Source organism: Hydrogenophaga sp. (genome assembly GCF_030651625.1).
Classification (GTDB): Bacteria; Pseudomonadota; Gammaproteobacteria; order Burkholderiales; family Burkholderiaceae_C; genus Hydrogenophaga.
Window position 1 is genome coordinate 287,100 of sequence record NZ_JAUSCF010000022.1, and the last position, 14,209, is coordinate 301,308.

Below are 14,209 nucleotides of genomic sequence, written 5' to 3' on the forward strand. Positions count from 1 at the left end.
GTGGGGCGCTCCTTAGCTGGTCGCACCAGCCGGGGCTGGTGCGGAGGTCGCGCCACCTTGCGGCTTCCATGGCACCGCCTTCACGGGCGTGCCGGGCGGCATCATCTGCAGCTTCTGGAAACCGTCGACCATGACCTGTTCACCAGCCTCAAGGCCCTCCCGGATCACCCACTGGCCGTTCTGCTGTCCGCTCACCTTGACGGAGCGGCGGGAAATCTTGCCTTCTGCATCCACCACGCTGACCGAGTCGCCCTGAGCCGTTCGTGTCACCGCCTGCTGGGGCAGGGTCACTGCATTGCCGGCCGTGGCTTGTTCCAGGCGCACGCGCACATACAGACCCGGCAACAGGGTGCCACCGGGATTCGGCACTTCGGCGCGCAAGGTGATTTGCCCCGTGGCGGCATCCACCGTCAAGTCCGAGAAGAGCAGGCGACCTTCTTGTTCGTACTCGCTTCCGTCTTCCAGCATCACTCGCACGCTGGCTGCGTCGGCGCCAGCGGCCTTGATCTGCCCTGCGCGCATGGCCGACTGCAAAGCCATCACCTCGGCCGCCGATTGCGTGAAGTTGACGAACATCGGGTCCACCTGCTGAATGACCGCCAGTGGTGTGGCCTCACCCTGCCCCACCAGCGCGCCTTCGGTCACCAGCGCGCGACCAATGCGCCCTGAGATGGGCGCGGTGACATTCGCATAACCGAGGTTGATCCGGGCGGTCTGCACGGCGGCCTGGGCCACCGCCACATCGGCCTGTGCCGACTTTTGCGCTGCCTCGGCGTTGGCAAACTCTTGCTGGCTGATGGCGTTTTCGGCCACCAGGGGCTTGTAGCGTTCGGCCAGCGCCGTGGCTTGCGCCCTGTTGGCCTCTGCACGGGCCAAGGATGCCTGCGCACTTTGCAGGGCTGCAGCATAGGGCGCCGCATCGATTCGGAACAAGGCCTGGCCCGCTTTCACGTCGCTGCCCTCGCGAAAAAGGCGCTGCTGCAGAATGCCAGCGGCCCGGGCCCGCACTTGCGCCACTCGAGAGGCTTCAAGCCGACCAGGAAGTTCGGTCACCAGCCCCACGTCACCGGGTGTGACCGTGACAACGCCCACCTCGGGCGCCGGCATGCCGCCACCCGCTGGCGCAGCGCCTGCTGGTGCATCACTCTGGCCACAAGCCGCAAGCACGGCCGCCAGGGCCAATACAGACAAGCCCCGTGCCATGCTGGGCAGAGACAGAGGAGCAGACCAGGTGCGCAGGGAAGGCACCGTCTTGATGGAGCTCAGGGCAGGCATGGGAGTCCTTGGGATAGCAGGTGAAAGTGGCACTTGTTCAGGGAATACCCTGACAGACTGTGCCGTCGCAAAGCGGCGAAGTATATATACATACAGGAATGTATGTATAGTCCCCCATACCCCCAAGGGCAATGATTCTGGAGACAAAGACCATGGTTCGACGAACCAAAGCCGACGCACTGGCCACTCGCAACAGCCTGCTGGATGCTGCAGAACATCTGTTTCAGGCGAATGGCGTTTCGCGCACTTCGCTCAATGAGATCGCGACAACGGCAGGCACGACGCGCGGCGCCATCTACTGGCATTTCAAAGACAAGGCCGACTTGTTCAACGCCATGATGGAGCGGGTGACCATGCCTCTGGAGTCCACACTGGAGAGCACAGCGCGCGACGCCAGTTCAAACGTCAACCCATTGCTTTTGCTCCGCGACTCGATGATGGGGGCGCTGAAGCAGACCGCCAACGACGATCAGACCCGTCGGGTCTTCGAAGTGGCCACGCACAAAGTGGAATACGTGACGGAGATGCAGGCGGTGCGGGACCGTCACCTGCAAGTGCGAAACGAGTGCGTGGCAATGACCGAAAAAGCCTTGCGTGAGGCAGTCATCCGTGAAGGCATACAGCTCCCCATACCGCTGCCCATTGCGGCACTGGGTTTGCACGTGATCATTGACGGCCTGATCCAGAACTGGCTGCTGGCGCCAGAGGCCTTCGATCTGGAAACATGTGGTCGCGGTACGGTGGATGTCTACTTTGCCGGTCTGGGCTTTGATCTGAAAGAGTGACTGCCAGCGCAGCAAGGGGCATCGGGCGCAACGCACGTCAAACCCATTGACGCTGGGCTGATCTCTCGCGTCCGGGGCCCCACATTGGGCTGATCGATCCCGCCGCGGCATCTGCGGTTTTTTTGCACGTTTCGCTTTGCGTGACTTCTATGGTGGGTGCGGCAGAACGCAGAAACAAACGGATGCCGCGCTGGGACATCTCTGCAGCATGTCACGAGCCGAAACAGGGCTGCCCTACAATTCTGCCTGCGCGCTGAACTCCTCACTGTGCCGCGTACCTGTTTCGCTCCTGCCCACGGCAGCTCCTTGCTTCAGAACCCCTTCTTTATCAAGAGAGATCAAACATTGAAATCGTTGGTCCTGTTTTTTGTAATGGCCGTGCTCTGGGTACTGTGGTCGGGCCTGTATCTGCCCCTGCTCTTGGGTTTGGGCCTGGCTTCTTGTGTGCTGGTGGTGCTTCTGGTTCGGCGCTTCGATAGATTCGGCCATTCGTCTGTGCCAATGCATCCCGGCAAGGGCATCGTGACCTATTGGTTCTGGCTGATCAAGGAGATTGTGTTTTCCAGCTTGCAGGTGACTCGCATCATTCTGTCGCCCCGGTTGCAAATCAGCCCCCGTTTGATCACTGTGGTGGCCATTCCCCGCGGCGAGGTGGCTCGTGTCGTGCTCGGCAACTCCATCACCCTCACGCCAGGCACACTCACAACAGACATTGATGACAACGGCATCATCACAGTGCATGCGCTGACGAACGAAAGTGCCGAGGATGTGCTCTCGGGGGAGATGAACCGGCGTGTCGGCCGACTGGAAGGGAAGCCATGAACAACGTGCTGATGGGTGCCGGCCTGGCTGTTCTGATCACCATGGCCCTGGCCATCATTCGCGGCATCAAAGGTCCGGAAATCTACGACCGCGTGCTTGCCGCCAACATCATTGGCACGAAGACGGTGCTGCTGCTGGCGGTTGTGGCACTGTTGTATGGCCGACCCGACTTCCTGGACCTTGCGCTGGCCTACGCGCTGATCAACTTCATCGGCATTCTGGCCATTCTCCAGTTTGTCCAGAACCGGGAAGCACGCCGCCAGAGCGAGCGCGCCGAAGAGAAAGGCAAGGCATGAGCCCGATCGAACTGGTTGCAGGCCTGTTTCTGGCATTGGGGGGTTTCTTCGTGCTGGTTGGCGGCGTGGGCGTGGTGCGCATGCCCGACCTCTACACCCGGATGCACGCCGCCAGCGTCGCGGAGACCATGGGCACACTGCTCATCATGGTCGGTCTCATGGTCCTGACCGGCTGGACCCTGGCGAGCTTCAAGCTGTTCGCCATCCTGATGTTCCTTCTCTTCACCGGGCCCGTGGCCGCCTACGCCGTGGCCAACACGGCCCTGATCGCTGGCGTCAAACCGCGCCTGGATGCCAAGAGCTCCGCTGCAGACGAGCCCGAGGTCCCACGCCCATGATCACCATTCTCGGATTCTTCACGCTGACTTTTCTGGCCGTGGCAGCTGTCGCTACGGTGCATACCCGCAATCTGTTCGTGGCCAGCATGTGGTTCGGCATCTTCAGCCTGATGATGGCGTCGAACTTTTTTATTCTCGACGCGGCCGATGTGGCACTGACCGAAGCGGCTGTGGGCGCGGGCGTGTCAACCGTGCTTTTCATGGGCGCGCTGTCGCTCACCGCAGGCCACGAGCACGTGCACGAGAAATTCGGCTGGGCACCCCTGGCCGTGCTGACTGTGCTGTTTGCCGTGCTGTTTGCCGCGAGTTTTGACCAGCCCCTGCTCGGCGATCCCATGGCACCTGTGCACCAGCACGTGGCTCCCTACTACCTGAGCGAAACACCCAGGCTGATTGACATACCCAACGTGGTGACCGCCGTGCTGGCTTCATTCAGAGGCTATGACACGCTGGGTGAAGTGCTGGTGGTCTTCACCGCAGGCATTGGCGTGCTTTCGGTTTTGAGCTTCCGACCCAAGAAGCGGCAACGTCTATCAGGCGAAGTCATGGCAGAGAAGATCCGGGGTGTGCAGCATCACGCTGTTCTGCGTGTGGTTGGCAAGCTCATCATCCCGGTGCTCATGCTGTTTGGCCTGCTGGTGCAGTTCCACGGTGAATACTCGCCAGGCGGCGGGTTTTCCGCAGGAGCCTTGTTTGCCGCTGCCGTGATGCTGTATGGCATTCTCGAAGGTGCCGATCGGTCGGCCAAAGCGATGCCACAGGACTGGATGTTGCGCCTGGCTGCACTCGGCGCCACCCTGTACACCGGCGTGGGTATCGTGTGCATGTTCCTGGGGGGCAGTTTTCTCGACTACAGCGTGCTGTCTGCCAACCCGGTTGCCGGACAACAACTGGGCATCCTGCTGGTCGAGTTCGGGGTGGGGCTCACCGTTACCACCGTGCTCATCATGATATTCAACGCCATCGCCAACCGCAGCACGTACTGACACGCCAATGAGCTTTCTTGGGCTATACAACTACTGGGTCTATATCTTTGTGCTGGTGGTCGGGCTGTATGCGGTGCTCGTCAAGGGCAACTACGTCAAGCGCATGATCGGCCTGGGCATTTTTCAGGGAGCGGTGTTCCTGCTGTACGTCACGATGGACAAGATCGAAGGAGGCACTGGCCCTATCTTCGTGAAACCGCCGCAGCCAGGCGACCTGTTTGCCAACCCTCTGCCCCAGGTGCTGATACTGACAGCCATCGTGGTTGGCATCGCCGTGACGGCACTGGGGCTGGCCATCACCATCCGCATCAAGGAAGAATACGGAACCATCGAGGAAGCTGAAACCCGAGAGATGGATCTCAAGGCATGAGCTTCACCGAACACTTTCCCATCCTTGTGGTGCTGGTGCCGATGCTCGTCGCACCACTGCTGGCAGCGATCCCTAGCCGCGGGCAACTGCCCTGGCTGATCGCCACGATCACCAGCCTGTTGATCTTCGTGGTGGCCATGGCCATGGTCGCCCAGGTGTTTGCAAACGGCACGCTCACCTACGAGCTGGGCGGTTGGCCGGTGCCCTTTGGCATCGGGCTGGCCGTCAGCCCGATGTCGGCCCTGATGGTGCTGGTCATCACCGGCGCTTCGTTCATGGCGCTGCTCTGGGGTCCGCTGAGCATGAACAGTGAGGTTGGCCAAGAGCACCAGTCGCTGCTCTATGCCAGCTGGCTTCTTGCGCTGTGCGGCCTGGTCGGCATTGCGGTCTCGGGCGACGCTTTCAACATCTTCGTTTTCATGGAGATCTCGTCGCTGGCCTCTTACGTGATGGTTTCTGCCGGCCCCAACCGGCAGGCACTCACAGCCACATTCAAGTACCTGATCACCGGCACCGTGGGGGCGACCTTCTACCTGATCGGTGTTGGCTACCTGTACATGATGACCGGCACCTTGAATCTCGCCGACATGGCCACACGTCTGGCCGACGTTTCGTCCACCGCGCCCGTGCTGATCGCCAGCGGATTCATCCTGATGGGCCTGGCGCTGAAAGCTGCCCTGTTCCCGATGCACGCCTGGATGCCCAATGCGTACCGCTTCGCGCCGACACCGGTCGCCGTGTTTTTTGCAGCCTGCTCGACCAAGGTCGCGCTGTATGTGCTGATCCGCTTCGACTTCCTGGTGCTCATGCCCAACCTGCCCGGTCATGCCGACATGCTCGTTTCGGTGCTGATGCCCTTGAGCGTGGCGGCCATGCTGGTCGGGTCGGCCGTGGCCATCTTCGAACGCGACCTCAAGCGCATGCTGGGCTACTCGTCGGTGGCCCAGATCGGGTACATCGTGCTGGCGTTCAGCCTGCTCAGCCCTGCGGGACTGACCGCCGCCATCGTGCACCTGTTCAACCACGGCCTGATCAAAGGCGCGCTGTTCATGGCGGTCGGTACCCTGGTGCTGCGCACGGGAAGCTCGCGGCTGGACGATCTGGCGGGTATTGGCAAGACCATGCCGCTGACCACCCTGGCTTTCTGTCTCGCAGGGGTGTCGCTGATCGGCGTCCCCCTCACCGCTGGCTTCATCAGCAAGTGGTACCTGATCACCGCCGTGCTCGAACACGGTGTGCTGGGCTGGATGCTGCTGGTCGCCATACTGGTCAGTTCCCTGATGGCGGTCGTGTACGTTTGGAAGGTGGTGGAAGTGGCCTACTTCCGAAATGCTCCCGCTGAAACAGCTGACGGCAAGGCAGGCCAACGCAGCGAAGCACCCCTGGGCATGCTGATCGTGCTCTGGCTGGTCGTGGCAGCCAACTTCTGGTTCGGCCTGGACACCCGTCTTCCGCTGGGGCTGGCCAGTATGGAGGCCACGCAGCTTCTGGGGGGCCAGCGATGAGCGACGCCACCATGATTCTGGTGAGTCTGCTGGTTCCCTTGCTGGGATCCCTGGGCATTGCACTCACAGGCCGCTCGCCCCTGCTGCGCGATGGCTTCATGATCGCGTCGGCGGTGGTCGTCTTTGGCTGTGTGCTCAGCCTGCTGCCGGCGGTGCAGGCCGGTGGCCGACCCGAAGCTCACCTGCTGACGGTCATGCCAGGACTGGACCTGGCCTTCCAGGTGGAGCCACTGGGCATGATCTTCGCCCTGGTGGCTTCCGGGCTCTGGATCCTGACATCGATCTACGCCATCGGCTACATGCGCGGTGCCGGCGAGAAGAATCAGACGCGCTTTTACGCCTGCTTCTCCATCGCCATCTTCGCTGCCATCGGCATTGCCTTCGCACAGAACATGTTCACGCTGTTCATCCTGTACGAGGTGCTGTCGCTTTCGACCTATCCGCTGGTCGCCCACAAGGGCACCGAGGAAGCCAAGAGAGGTGCCCGGATCTACCTGGGCATCTTGCTCGGCACATCGATCGGTTTGCTGCTGCCAGCCATGATCGCCACCTGGTGGCTGACTGGCACCCTGGAATTCCAGCCGGGCGGCATCATGCAGGGCAAGGTCGGCCAGATCGTGGGGTCGCTGCTGCTGTTGCTGTACATGTTCGGTATCGGCAAGGCCGCACTCATGCCGTTTCACCGATGGCTGCCTTCCGCCATGGTGGCTCCAACACCTGTCAGCGCGCTGCTGCATGCGGTGGCGGTGGTCAAGGCCGGTGTGTTCTCGGTGCTCAAGGTCAGCACCTACCTGTTTGGTCTGGACTACCTGGAGAGCCTCTGGGCCAGCGACCTGGTCATGTGGGTCGCGGCTTTCACGCTGCTGTCGGCCTCGATCGTGGCCATGCAGAAAGGCAACCTCAAGGCGCGACTGGCCTACTCCACGGTCAGTCAGCTGTCCTACATCGTGCTGGCGGCCATGCTGGCCAACCAGCTCGCCGTGGTGGGTGGCGGCATGCACATCGTCATGCACGCTTTTGGCAAGATCACGCTCTTCTTCTGTGCAGGCGCCATCTACGTGGCCGCGCACAAGACCGAGATCCACGAAATGGACGGACTGGGTCGCAAGATGCCCATCACCATGTTTGCCTTCCTGCTCGGCGCCCTGTCGGTCATCGGTGCGCCCCCGCTGGGCGGGCTGTGGAGCAAGTGGCACATCCTGCTGGGCTCGGTGGATGCCGGCCATGCCATCATGATTGGTGTGCTGCTGATCAGCACGCTGCTCAATATCGCCTACCTGCTGCCTCCGGTGGTGCGCGCCTTCCTTCTTCCGCCGCCAAAGGGCACATCCCCGGGCATTGAAGAAGCTCCCCTGATGTGCCTGATCCCGTTGTCTCTGACCGCGCTTGGCGCACTGCTGCTGTTCTTCATGGCCGATCCCGTCAGAAATCTGATGTGGTCTGTATTTGTGGGAGTGGGGTCATGAGGCCGCCGATGAACACGACCGAAACCCCCGACGCCGCCCCCGCTGCGAAGATGGAGCCCGAAATGGAAGTGACACGACTGGGTCGGTTTCTGGAAGCATTGGTAAATCGCTCGCGCCTGCTGAGCCGCATCATGCTGGGCATCATGGCTGCGCTCGTGATCGCCGACATTGCCATCCCCACCGGATACGACCGCTTTTTCTGGGAACGACTGGGGGGCGCGGGTGCGGTCTACGGGCTGTTTGCCTGCGTTGTCATCGTGGTGGTCTCCAAATTCCTCGGCTACCAGCTGCTCTACCGTCCTGAGGACTATTTCGACAACGAGCAAGAGGGCAACGACCTGATCGGTGATCCGAAAGCCCGGGAGGCTGGGCATGATTGATCTCTCAATGATCACCGGCGGTTTCTGGCTCCACCCTTCGGTGCTACTGATTGCCGGTGCCGTGCTGCTGCCCTTGTTCAAGGGTGTGGCGCAACAGGTGTACCGCGTGGTGCTGGCGGTCCTGTTTCTGTATGTGGTCTTCCAGATCGAACAGGGCACCCACGCCCAGATCGCTTTTGGAGGCCTTGAACTCGTGGCCGGCCGGGCAGACAAACTTGCCCTCGCCTTTGCCTACGTGTTTGCCCTCATCACGCTGATCGCAACGATCTACTCGCTCCACGTGCGCGACAACATCCAGCACGTGGCAGGGCTTTTCTACGCGGCTGCGGCCGTTGGCGTGGTGTTGGCCGGCGACCTCATCACCCTTTATGTATTCTGGGAACTGATGATGCTGGCGTCGGTCTGGTTGATCTGGCGCAGGGCCACAGCCCAGGCCTATGCCGCTGGCTACCGCTATCTGATGGTGCATGCCGTCAGCGGCGTCATGCTGCTCGGTGGCATCGTCATGTATTACGGTCAGACCGGCAGCCTGACGTTCGATCAGATGCAGGCAGACAGCTGGGCCAGCTACCTGATCCTGATCGGCTTCCTGATCAACGCGGCGGTGCCCCCCCTGCACGCCTGGCTGACCGACGCCTACCCGGAAGCCACCATCACCGGCGCCATTTTTCTGAGTGCGCTGACCACCAAGACCGCCGTCTACACCCTGATCCGCGGCTACCCGGGCACCGAGTTCCTGGTCTACCTGGGCACCGCCATGGCGCTTTGGGGGGTGGTGTACGCGGTGCTGGCCAACGACATCCGCCGGCTGCTGGCGTACCACATCATCAGTCAGGTCGGCTACATGGTGGCCGGGGTGGGCATGGGCACGGCCATCGCGCTCAATGGCGCCACAGCACATGCCTTCACCCACATCCTCTACAAGTCGGTGCTGTTCATGGGTGCGGGCGCGGTGATCGCCATGACCGGCAAGAGCAAGCTCACCGAACTCGGCGGCATCTACAAGTACATGCCCATCACCTTCCTGCTGTACATGATCGGGGCCTTTTCGATCTCGGCCTTCCCGCTGTTCAGCGGCTTTGTCAGCAAGACCATGGTGGTCGAGGCCGCTGCGGTCGACCACCGCGCCTGGATCTGGTTGTTGCTGTCCATGGCCTCGGCAGGCACCTTCCTGCACACCGGCCTGAAACTGCCCTACTTCACCTTCCTGGGTAAAGATGCCGGACTCAGGCCCAAGGAAGCCCCCTGGAACATGTTGCTGGCCATGGGCATCTCCGCGTTCTTCTGTGTGTTCATCGGGGTCAACCCGGCGTGGTTGTACCAGTTCATGCCAAACCCGGTCGAGTACAACGCCTACTCCGCCGGGCACCTGTTCTGGGAACTGCAGTTGCTGCTGTTCACGGGCCTGGGCTTCTTCCTGATGCTCAAGCACCTGGGTGGCGAGGCCAAACTGAGTGTGGACACCGACTGGGTCTACCGAAAGGCCGGTCCGTTGCTGATCAAGGCCACAGCGGCGGCCGTTCGATCGACCTGGCGCGGCTTCATGGCTGCCCTGCAAGGCCTGCTGAGCAGCATCTGGAACGGGCTTAAAGGTCTCGCTGGTACCGATGGCTTGCTGGGGCGCCCCTGGGGCATCGGATCAACCACCCTGTGGACCGTCGGCATTGCGTCGCTCTACGGACTGGTTTACCTGCTTCGTTGACTGAGCCAGTCTCTATGTCGCCCCTGGTTTGGCTCCAGCGGGCTGACAGCCCTTCTGGTGTGAAAGGCACGCCTGCTCAGCAGCGAGGCCTGGCCTAATCGCGCTCCGGCTTCTGAGGCGGCTGCTGCAAAGTCCAGGCCAGTGGAGAAGCCGAGCCCACCACTGCGCCTACCAGCCAGAACACCGCGCCGACGCCAATCAGGGTACCCGCTGACCCAAACAGCAGGGGCATGACCACACTTGACCCATTGATGGCCATGGCACGCAGTCCAAGCGCTTCGCCGTGACGGTGATGAGGCGTCATCTGATGCAAAGTGCTCATGATCATTGGCTGCACCGAACCCAACGCCACACCCAACAGAACAGAAAGCGAGGCCATGGCCCAGGCCGCCTGCGCAAAGGGGTAGAGACCGAACAGCACGGCAGTCGTCAGCATGGCCGAACCAATCACCACCGATTCGCGCAGATGAGCGGCCAGCCAAGGCATGACCAGCCGGATGGCAGTGGCGGCCAGGGCAAAACCACCCAGGATGGAACCAATCACCGTGGCACTCAGACCCCTTTCATGACCCAGCACCGGCACAAGGAAAGTGTGCACATCCCAGCACGAGGAAAGCAGCCAGTTGATGACCATCAAACGCCGAAATCCCTTGTCGCGCAGCAGATTCCAGGACGAGCCGCTGGACTGCCGAAGCTCGGGGGCCACAGGCTCGTGCTCCACCGTGTGGCGCACACAGAACCAGGCCAACGAGGGCAACAGGGCAAGCAACAGAAAGGCGGCGCGAAAGCCAAAGCTGTCGATCATCACGCCAGCGGCGAAGGGACCCAGAAAGTTGGAGATGGACGGGCCAATGGCCATCCAGCTGAACACCTGCTTGAGCTCGGTGGGCCCGTGTGCCAACCGACCCACATGACGCTGCAGCGCGATCATCGCCAGGCCCGTGGCCGCTCCACAGGTGAATGCGGTCACGCACAACACGCCAAAGACGGGAAAGGTCACCGCCAGCGCCGCGCCCACCGAGGCAACCCCGACCGCGATCGCCACCGGTTTACGCAGACCGCGACGGTCGGCGTAGCGCCCCGCCGGCAAGGCGATGAACACGGTGGCCAGCGCAAACAGCGCGAGCAGAACGCCCACGGCCGCAGGGCTGTAGCCCTCGCGCAACGCCATGAGCGGTGCGGCCATGCGGAAACCCGTCATGCAAGCGTGAAGGCAGATTTGCGCTGCGATGAACCGCGCAAGCTGTGTACGCAAACCGGGGTTCAAGGGATTCAGGTGTCGTTGGTATCCAGGGGCAGCAGCGCGCTGGCCTGATCCTGAGGCAGCGCCTCCACCGCCTTGAGTGCGCGGCCCATCGCCCGGCTGCGCGTTTCGGCGTTGTCGAGTGTATTGAGCACGGTCTGGGTCTGGCTCTTGACCCTGGCGAGCACATCACCAAATTTGCCGAACTCGGTCTTGACCGCACCCAGCACCTGCCAGACCTCGCTGGAGCGCTTTTCCAGCGCCAGCGTGCGAAAGCCCATCTGCAAGGAATTGAGCATGGCCATGAGCGTGGTCGGCCCGGCCAGTGTGACGCGGTGTTCGCGCTGCAGAACTTCCATCAATCCCGGGCGGCGCAGCACTTCCGCATACAGCCCTTCCGTGGGCAGGAACAGGATCGCGAAGTCGGTGGTGTGCGGCGGCTCGAGGTACTTGTCGGCCATGGACCGGGCTTCCAGCTTGATACGCTGCTCCAGACCCCGTCCTGCCGCCTCGGCGCCCTCGGCGTCGGCCCGCTGCTGTGCGTCGAGCAGGCGTTCGTAATCTTCATTGGGAAACTTCGCATCGATCGGCAGCCAGCACGGCGCGCCGTCGTCGCCCCGGCCCGGCAACTTGATGGCGAAATCCACCGTGAACCGGCTGCCCGGTTTGGTCATGACCTGCGTGGCGTACTGATCGGGTGCAAACACCTGCTCCAGCAAGGCGGCGAGTTGCGCCTCGCCAAACATGCCGCGAGTCTTCACGTTGGTCAGCAGGTGCTTGAGATCGCCCACCCCCTGCGCCAGCGTCTGCATCTCGCCCAAGCCCTTGTGCACCGCCTCCAGGCGATCGGCCACCTGCTTGAAACTCTCGCCCAGGCGCGCCTGAAGCGTGCTCTGCAGCTTCTCATCCACCGTTGCACGCATTTCGTCGAGCTTGGCGGCGTTGCTTTGTTGCAGCTGTGTGAGTTGGCCATCCAGCGTGGTGCGGATCTCGGTCAGCCGCCGCGCGTTGCCTTCGCTCATGTCCTGCAGTTGCCGGGTGAGTGTGTCGCCCAACGTGCCCCGCAGCTGCACCAGTTGCTGAGCGAAAGCGTCGATCTGGGCGTTCTGGGTGCGGGTGGCTTCGGCCGCCTGGGCGTTCAGATTCAGACCCAGGGCCTGCAGTTGCGCCGTCAAGGTGTCGCCCAGCGTGCCGCGAAGCTGCATCAACTGTTGTGCGAAGGCGTCGAGTTGGGCGTTCTGGGTGCGCGTGGCCTCGGCCTCCTGTCGGGACAGCGTTTCCTGGAACGTGGTCAATGTCTGCTGGATTTCCTGGCGCGCGCTGCGCGCGTTGTCCGCCATCTCCCTGCGCAGTTCACTCTCCACACGCTCCACGCGCTGGCTGATGGCCTGACCCTGTGCCAGCTGCTGCTGGCGATGCGCCTGCTCGTCGGCGTCAATCGGGCGCCGTCGTATCACCAGCCAAATCCCGATCAGGAGATTGCAGATCAGCAGCGCCAGCAACACCCAGTTCAGCGCTTCCACACTCATGCACTCGTCACGTCAGGGTTCAACGGGGTGAGTGCCTTGCCCTGGGTCAGATAGGCGATGACGTTGTCGGCTGCGAGCATGGCCATGGCCATGCGCGTGCCCATGGTGGCGCTGGCGATGTGGGGAGACAGAACCACGTTGGGGACGGTGAGCAGGTCGGGATGCACCTTGGGCTCACCCTCGAACACATCCAGTCCGGCCGCTGCGATGCGCTTTTCTCGCAGGGCCACGGCCAGGGCCGCATCGTCCACGATCCCGCCGCGCGCGATGTTGATCAGCGTGGCGGTGCGCTTCATCTGCGCGATCTCGGCCGCACCCACTGTGTGATGGACTTCGGGGCTGTAGGGCAGCACCAGCATCAGGTGGTCGGCCTCCCTGAGCAGCTCGGCCTTGTCCACATAGCACGCCTTGCAATCGGCTTCCAGCGCGGCATCCAGCCGGGAGCGGTTGTGGTAGATCACCTTCATGCCGAAGCCATGGGCGCCGCGTCGTGCAATGGCCTGCCCGATTCGCCCCATGCCCAGAATGCCCAGCGTGCTGCCGTGCACCTCGGCGCCCGCAAACATGTCCAGACTCCACCGGTTCCAAAGGCCCGCCCGCAAGAAGTGCTCGCTCTCGGTCAAACGCCTGGCGGTGGCCATCAGCAGTGCAAAGCCGAAATCGGCCGTGGTTTCGGTCAGCACGTCCGGGGTGTTGGTGGCCAGCACGCCGGCAGCGTTGATCGCTGCCATGTCGAAGTTGTTGTAGCCGACCGCGATGTTGGCAACGATCTTCAGCTGCGGGTTCGCGGTCAGCAAGGCGGCATCCACGCGCTCGCTGCCGGTGGTGAGCACACCCACCTTGCCCTGTAGCCGCTGAGCCAGTTGCTGGGGCGAGAGCACGTCGTCGGTGTCGTTCAGGTCGACGTCGAAATGCGCCCGCAAATGGTCAACCACCTCGGGGAAGACCTTGCGCGCGACGAGAATGGCCGGGCGGCCCGTGGTGCTGGCCATGGGCTCAGACCGCCAGAAGGTCGACTTCGAACAACAGCGTGGCGTTGGGCGGGATCACGCCGCCAGCACCCCTGGCGCCGTAGCCCAGCTCAGCCGGAATCACCAGCCGGCGGGTGCCGCCCACAGCCATACCCTGCACGCCTTCGTCCCAGCCTTTGATGACATGACCGGCGCCCAGGGGAAATTCAAAGGGCTGGCCTCGGTCCTTGCTCGAATCGAACTTGGCACCTTGCACGCCGTCGTTGTAGAGCCAGCCTGTGTAGTGCACCTGCACCGGACGACCGGCCTGCGCGACTTCGCCATTGCCGACCACAGAATCTTCGTACTGCAGGCCGCTGGGGGTGGTGATCATGGTGTTTCCTCGGGTTTGAAATGAAATGGGCAAACCCGATTATCTCCGCCTCAAAAATCGACCGCCAACGCTGCGTCTGATACAGCCGGCAGCACCGTTTACCAGTGCTTTGCAATGGCGCCACGTGGCGTTGATGTGAGCAAGATTTACTGTGGTTTCCACATCGAC

The 14,209-nt window shown here is 62.4% G+C and carries 15 protein-coding genes; 10 read left to right on the forward strand and 5 right to left on the reverse strand.

Annotation, left to right across the window (positions count from 1 at the left end; genetic code table 11):
* Nucleotides 1–12: 12 nt before the first annotated feature.
* Complete coding sequence (locus Q7V46_RS09250; protein WP_370690310.1) at nt 13–1,275, reverse strand: efflux RND transporter periplasmic adaptor subunit; 1,263 nt, start codon at nt 1,273–1,275, stop codon at nt 13–15.
* 152 nt (nt 1,276–1,427) lie between these two features.
* Between Q7V46_RS09250 and Q7V46_RS09255 the strand changes: the two genes are divergently transcribed.
* The 10 genes from Q7V46_RS09255 to Q7V46_RS09300 all read left to right on the forward strand — a co-directional run bounded on the left by Q7V46_RS09255 (nt 1,428) and on the right by Q7V46_RS09300 (nt 9,925).
* On the forward strand, nt 1,428–2,060 hold the full coding sequence (locus tag Q7V46_RS09255; protein ID WP_304913236.1) for a TetR family transcriptional regulator: 633 nt from the start codon (nt 1,428–1,430) through the stop codon (nt 2,058–2,060).
* Between the two features lie 306 nt (nt 2,061–2,366).
* Nucleotides 2,367–2,882, forward strand: a complete 516-nt coding sequence (locus Q7V46_RS09260) for a Na+/H+ antiporter subunit E (RefSeq protein WP_304913237.1) — start codon at nt 2,367–2,369, stop codon at nt 2,880–2,882.
* Nucleotides 2,879–3,178 carry a monovalent cation/H+ antiporter complex subunit F gene (locus Q7V46_RS09265; RefSeq protein WP_304913238.1) on the forward strand — a complete coding sequence of 100 codons (300 nt, stop codon included), beginning with the start codon at nt 2,879–2,881 and terminating at the stop codon, nt 3,176–3,178. The genes Q7V46_RS09260 and Q7V46_RS09265 overlap by 4 nt, the downstream gene beginning before the upstream one ends.
* The gene (mnhG, locus tag Q7V46_RS09270) at nt 3,175–3,516 is read left to right on the forward strand and encodes a monovalent cation/H(+) antiporter subunit G (RefSeq protein WP_304913239.1); all 342 of its coding nucleotides are present in this window, start codon (nt 3,175–3,177) and stop codon (nt 3,514–3,516) included. Before Q7V46_RS09265 ends, mnhG begins: the two co-directional genes overlap by 4 nt.
* The gene (locus Q7V46_RS09275) at nt 3,513–4,502 is read left to right on the forward strand and encodes a DUF4040 domain-containing protein (RefSeq protein ID WP_304913240.1); all 990 of its coding nucleotides are present in this window, start codon (nt 3,513–3,515) and stop codon (nt 4,500–4,502) included. Before mnhG ends, Q7V46_RS09275 begins: the two co-directional genes overlap by 4 nt.
* 7 nt (nt 4,503–4,509) lie before the next feature.
* Nucleotides 4,510–4,872 (forward strand): cation:proton antiporter subunit C, encoded by a 363-nt coding sequence (locus Q7V46_RS09280; RefSeq protein WP_304913241.1) that lies wholly within the window; start codon nt 4,510–4,512, stop codon nt 4,870–4,872.
* The gene (locus Q7V46_RS09285; RefSeq protein ID WP_304913242.1) at nt 4,869–6,377 is read left to right on the forward strand and encodes a monovalent cation/H+ antiporter subunit D family protein; all 1,509 of its coding nucleotides are present in this window, start codon (nt 4,869–4,871) and stop codon (nt 6,375–6,377) included. The genes Q7V46_RS09280 and Q7V46_RS09285 overlap by 4 nt, the downstream gene beginning before the upstream one ends.
* Nucleotides 6,374–7,843: a proton-conducting transporter membrane subunit gene (locus Q7V46_RS09290; protein WP_304913243.1), complete on the forward strand. Its 1,470-nt coding sequence runs from the start codon at nt 6,374–6,376 to the stop codon at nt 7,841–7,843. Before Q7V46_RS09285 ends, Q7V46_RS09290 begins: the two co-directional genes overlap by 4 nt.
* A gap of 8 nt (nt 7,844–7,851) precedes the next feature.
* Nucleotides 7,852–8,223 carry a hypothetical protein gene (locus tag Q7V46_RS09295; protein WP_304913244.1) on the forward strand — a complete coding sequence of 124 codons (372 nt, stop codon included), beginning with the start codon at nt 7,852–7,854 and terminating at the stop codon, nt 8,221–8,223.
* On the forward strand, nt 8,216–9,925 hold the full coding sequence (locus Q7V46_RS09300) for a Na(+)/H(+) antiporter subunit D (RefSeq protein WP_304913245.1): 1,710 nt from the start codon (nt 8,216–8,218) through the stop codon (nt 9,923–9,925). The genes Q7V46_RS09295 and Q7V46_RS09300 overlap by 8 nt, the downstream gene beginning before the upstream one ends.
* Before the next feature lie 94 nt (nt 9,926–10,019).
* Here the strand turns inward: Q7V46_RS09300 and Q7V46_RS09305 are convergent, their stop codons facing one another.
* From Q7V46_RS09305 to Q7V46_RS09320, 4 genes are read right to left on the reverse strand one after another with little or no spacing between them, the layout of a single operon-like run.
* Nucleotides 10,020–11,180: an MFS transporter gene (locus Q7V46_RS09305; protein WP_304913402.1), complete on the reverse strand. Its 1,161-nt coding sequence runs from the start codon at nt 11,178–11,180 to the stop codon at nt 10,020–10,022.
* A 17-nt stretch (nt 11,181–11,197) separates the two neighbouring features.
* Nucleotides 11,198–12,697 carry a DNA recombination protein RmuC gene (gene rmuC, locus Q7V46_RS09310; protein ID WP_304913246.1) on the reverse strand — a complete coding sequence of 500 codons (1,500 nt, stop codon included), beginning with the start codon at nt 12,695–12,697 and terminating at the stop codon, nt 11,198–11,200.
* Nucleotides 12,694–13,689 (reverse strand): D-glycerate dehydrogenase, encoded by a 996-nt coding sequence (locus Q7V46_RS09315; protein ID WP_304913247.1) that lies wholly within the window; start codon nt 13,687–13,689, stop codon nt 12,694–12,696. Before Q7V46_RS09315 ends, rmuC begins: the two co-directional genes overlap by 4 nt.
* Before the next feature lie 4 nt (nt 13,690–13,693).
* Entirely contained in the window at nt 13,694–14,041 is a 348-nt protein-coding gene (locus Q7V46_RS09320; protein ID WP_304913248.1) for an FKBP-type peptidyl-prolyl cis-trans isomerase, read from the reverse strand.
* Nucleotides 14,042–14,209 lie beyond the last annotated feature (168 nt).

What these genes read in the sequence shown, in the direction of transcription:
- Q7V46_RS09250 (WP_370690310.1), bottom strand. Translation starts at nt 1,275, where the DNA reads ATGCCTGCCCTGAGCTCCATCAAGACGGTGCCTTCCCTGCGCACCTGG.
- Q7V46_RS09255 (WP_304913236.1), top strand. Translation starts at nt 1,428, where the DNA reads ATGGTTCGACGAACCAAAGCCGACGCACTGGCCACTCGCAACAGCCTG.
- Q7V46_RS09265 (WP_304913238.1), top strand. Translation starts at nt 2,879, where the DNA reads ATGAACAACGTGCTGATGGGTGCCGGCCTGGCTGTTCTGATCACCATG.
- mnhG (WP_304913239.1), top strand. Translation starts at nt 3,175, where the DNA reads ATGAGCCCGATCGAACTGGTTGCAGGCCTGTTTCTGGCATTGGGGGGT.
- Q7V46_RS09275 (WP_304913240.1), top strand. Translation starts at nt 3,513, where the DNA reads ATGATCACCATTCTCGGATTCTTCACGCTGACTTTTCTGGCCGTGGCA.
- Q7V46_RS09280 (WP_304913241.1), top strand. Translation starts at nt 4,510, where the DNA reads ATGAGCTTTCTTGGGCTATACAACTACTGGGTCTATATCTTTGTGCTG.
- Q7V46_RS09285 (WP_304913242.1), top strand. Translation starts at nt 4,869, where the DNA reads ATGAGCTTCACCGAACACTTTCCCATCCTTGTGGTGCTGGTGCCGATG.
- Q7V46_RS09290 (WP_304913243.1), top strand. Translation starts at nt 6,374, where the DNA reads ATGAGCGACGCCACCATGATTCTGGTGAGTCTGCTGGTTCCCTTGCTG.
- Q7V46_RS09295 (WP_304913244.1), top strand. Translation starts at nt 7,852, where the DNA reads ATGAACACGACCGAAACCCCCGACGCCGCCCCCGCTGCGAAGATGGAG.
- Q7V46_RS09300 (WP_304913245.1), top strand. Translation starts at nt 8,216, where the DNA reads ATGATTGATCTCTCAATGATCACCGGCGGTTTCTGGCTCCACCCTTCG.
- rmuC (WP_304913246.1), bottom strand. Translation starts at nt 12,697, where the DNA reads ATGAGTGTGGAAGCGCTGAACTGGGTGTTGCTGGCGCTGCTGATCTGC.
- Q7V46_RS09315 (WP_304913247.1), bottom strand. Translation starts at nt 13,689, where the DNA reads ATGGCCAGCACCACGGGCCGCCCGGCCATTCTCGTCGCGCGCAAGGTC.
- Q7V46_RS09320 (WP_304913248.1), bottom strand. Translation starts at nt 14,041, where the DNA reads ATGATCACCACCCCCAGCGGCCTGCAGTACGAAGATTCTGTGGTCGGC.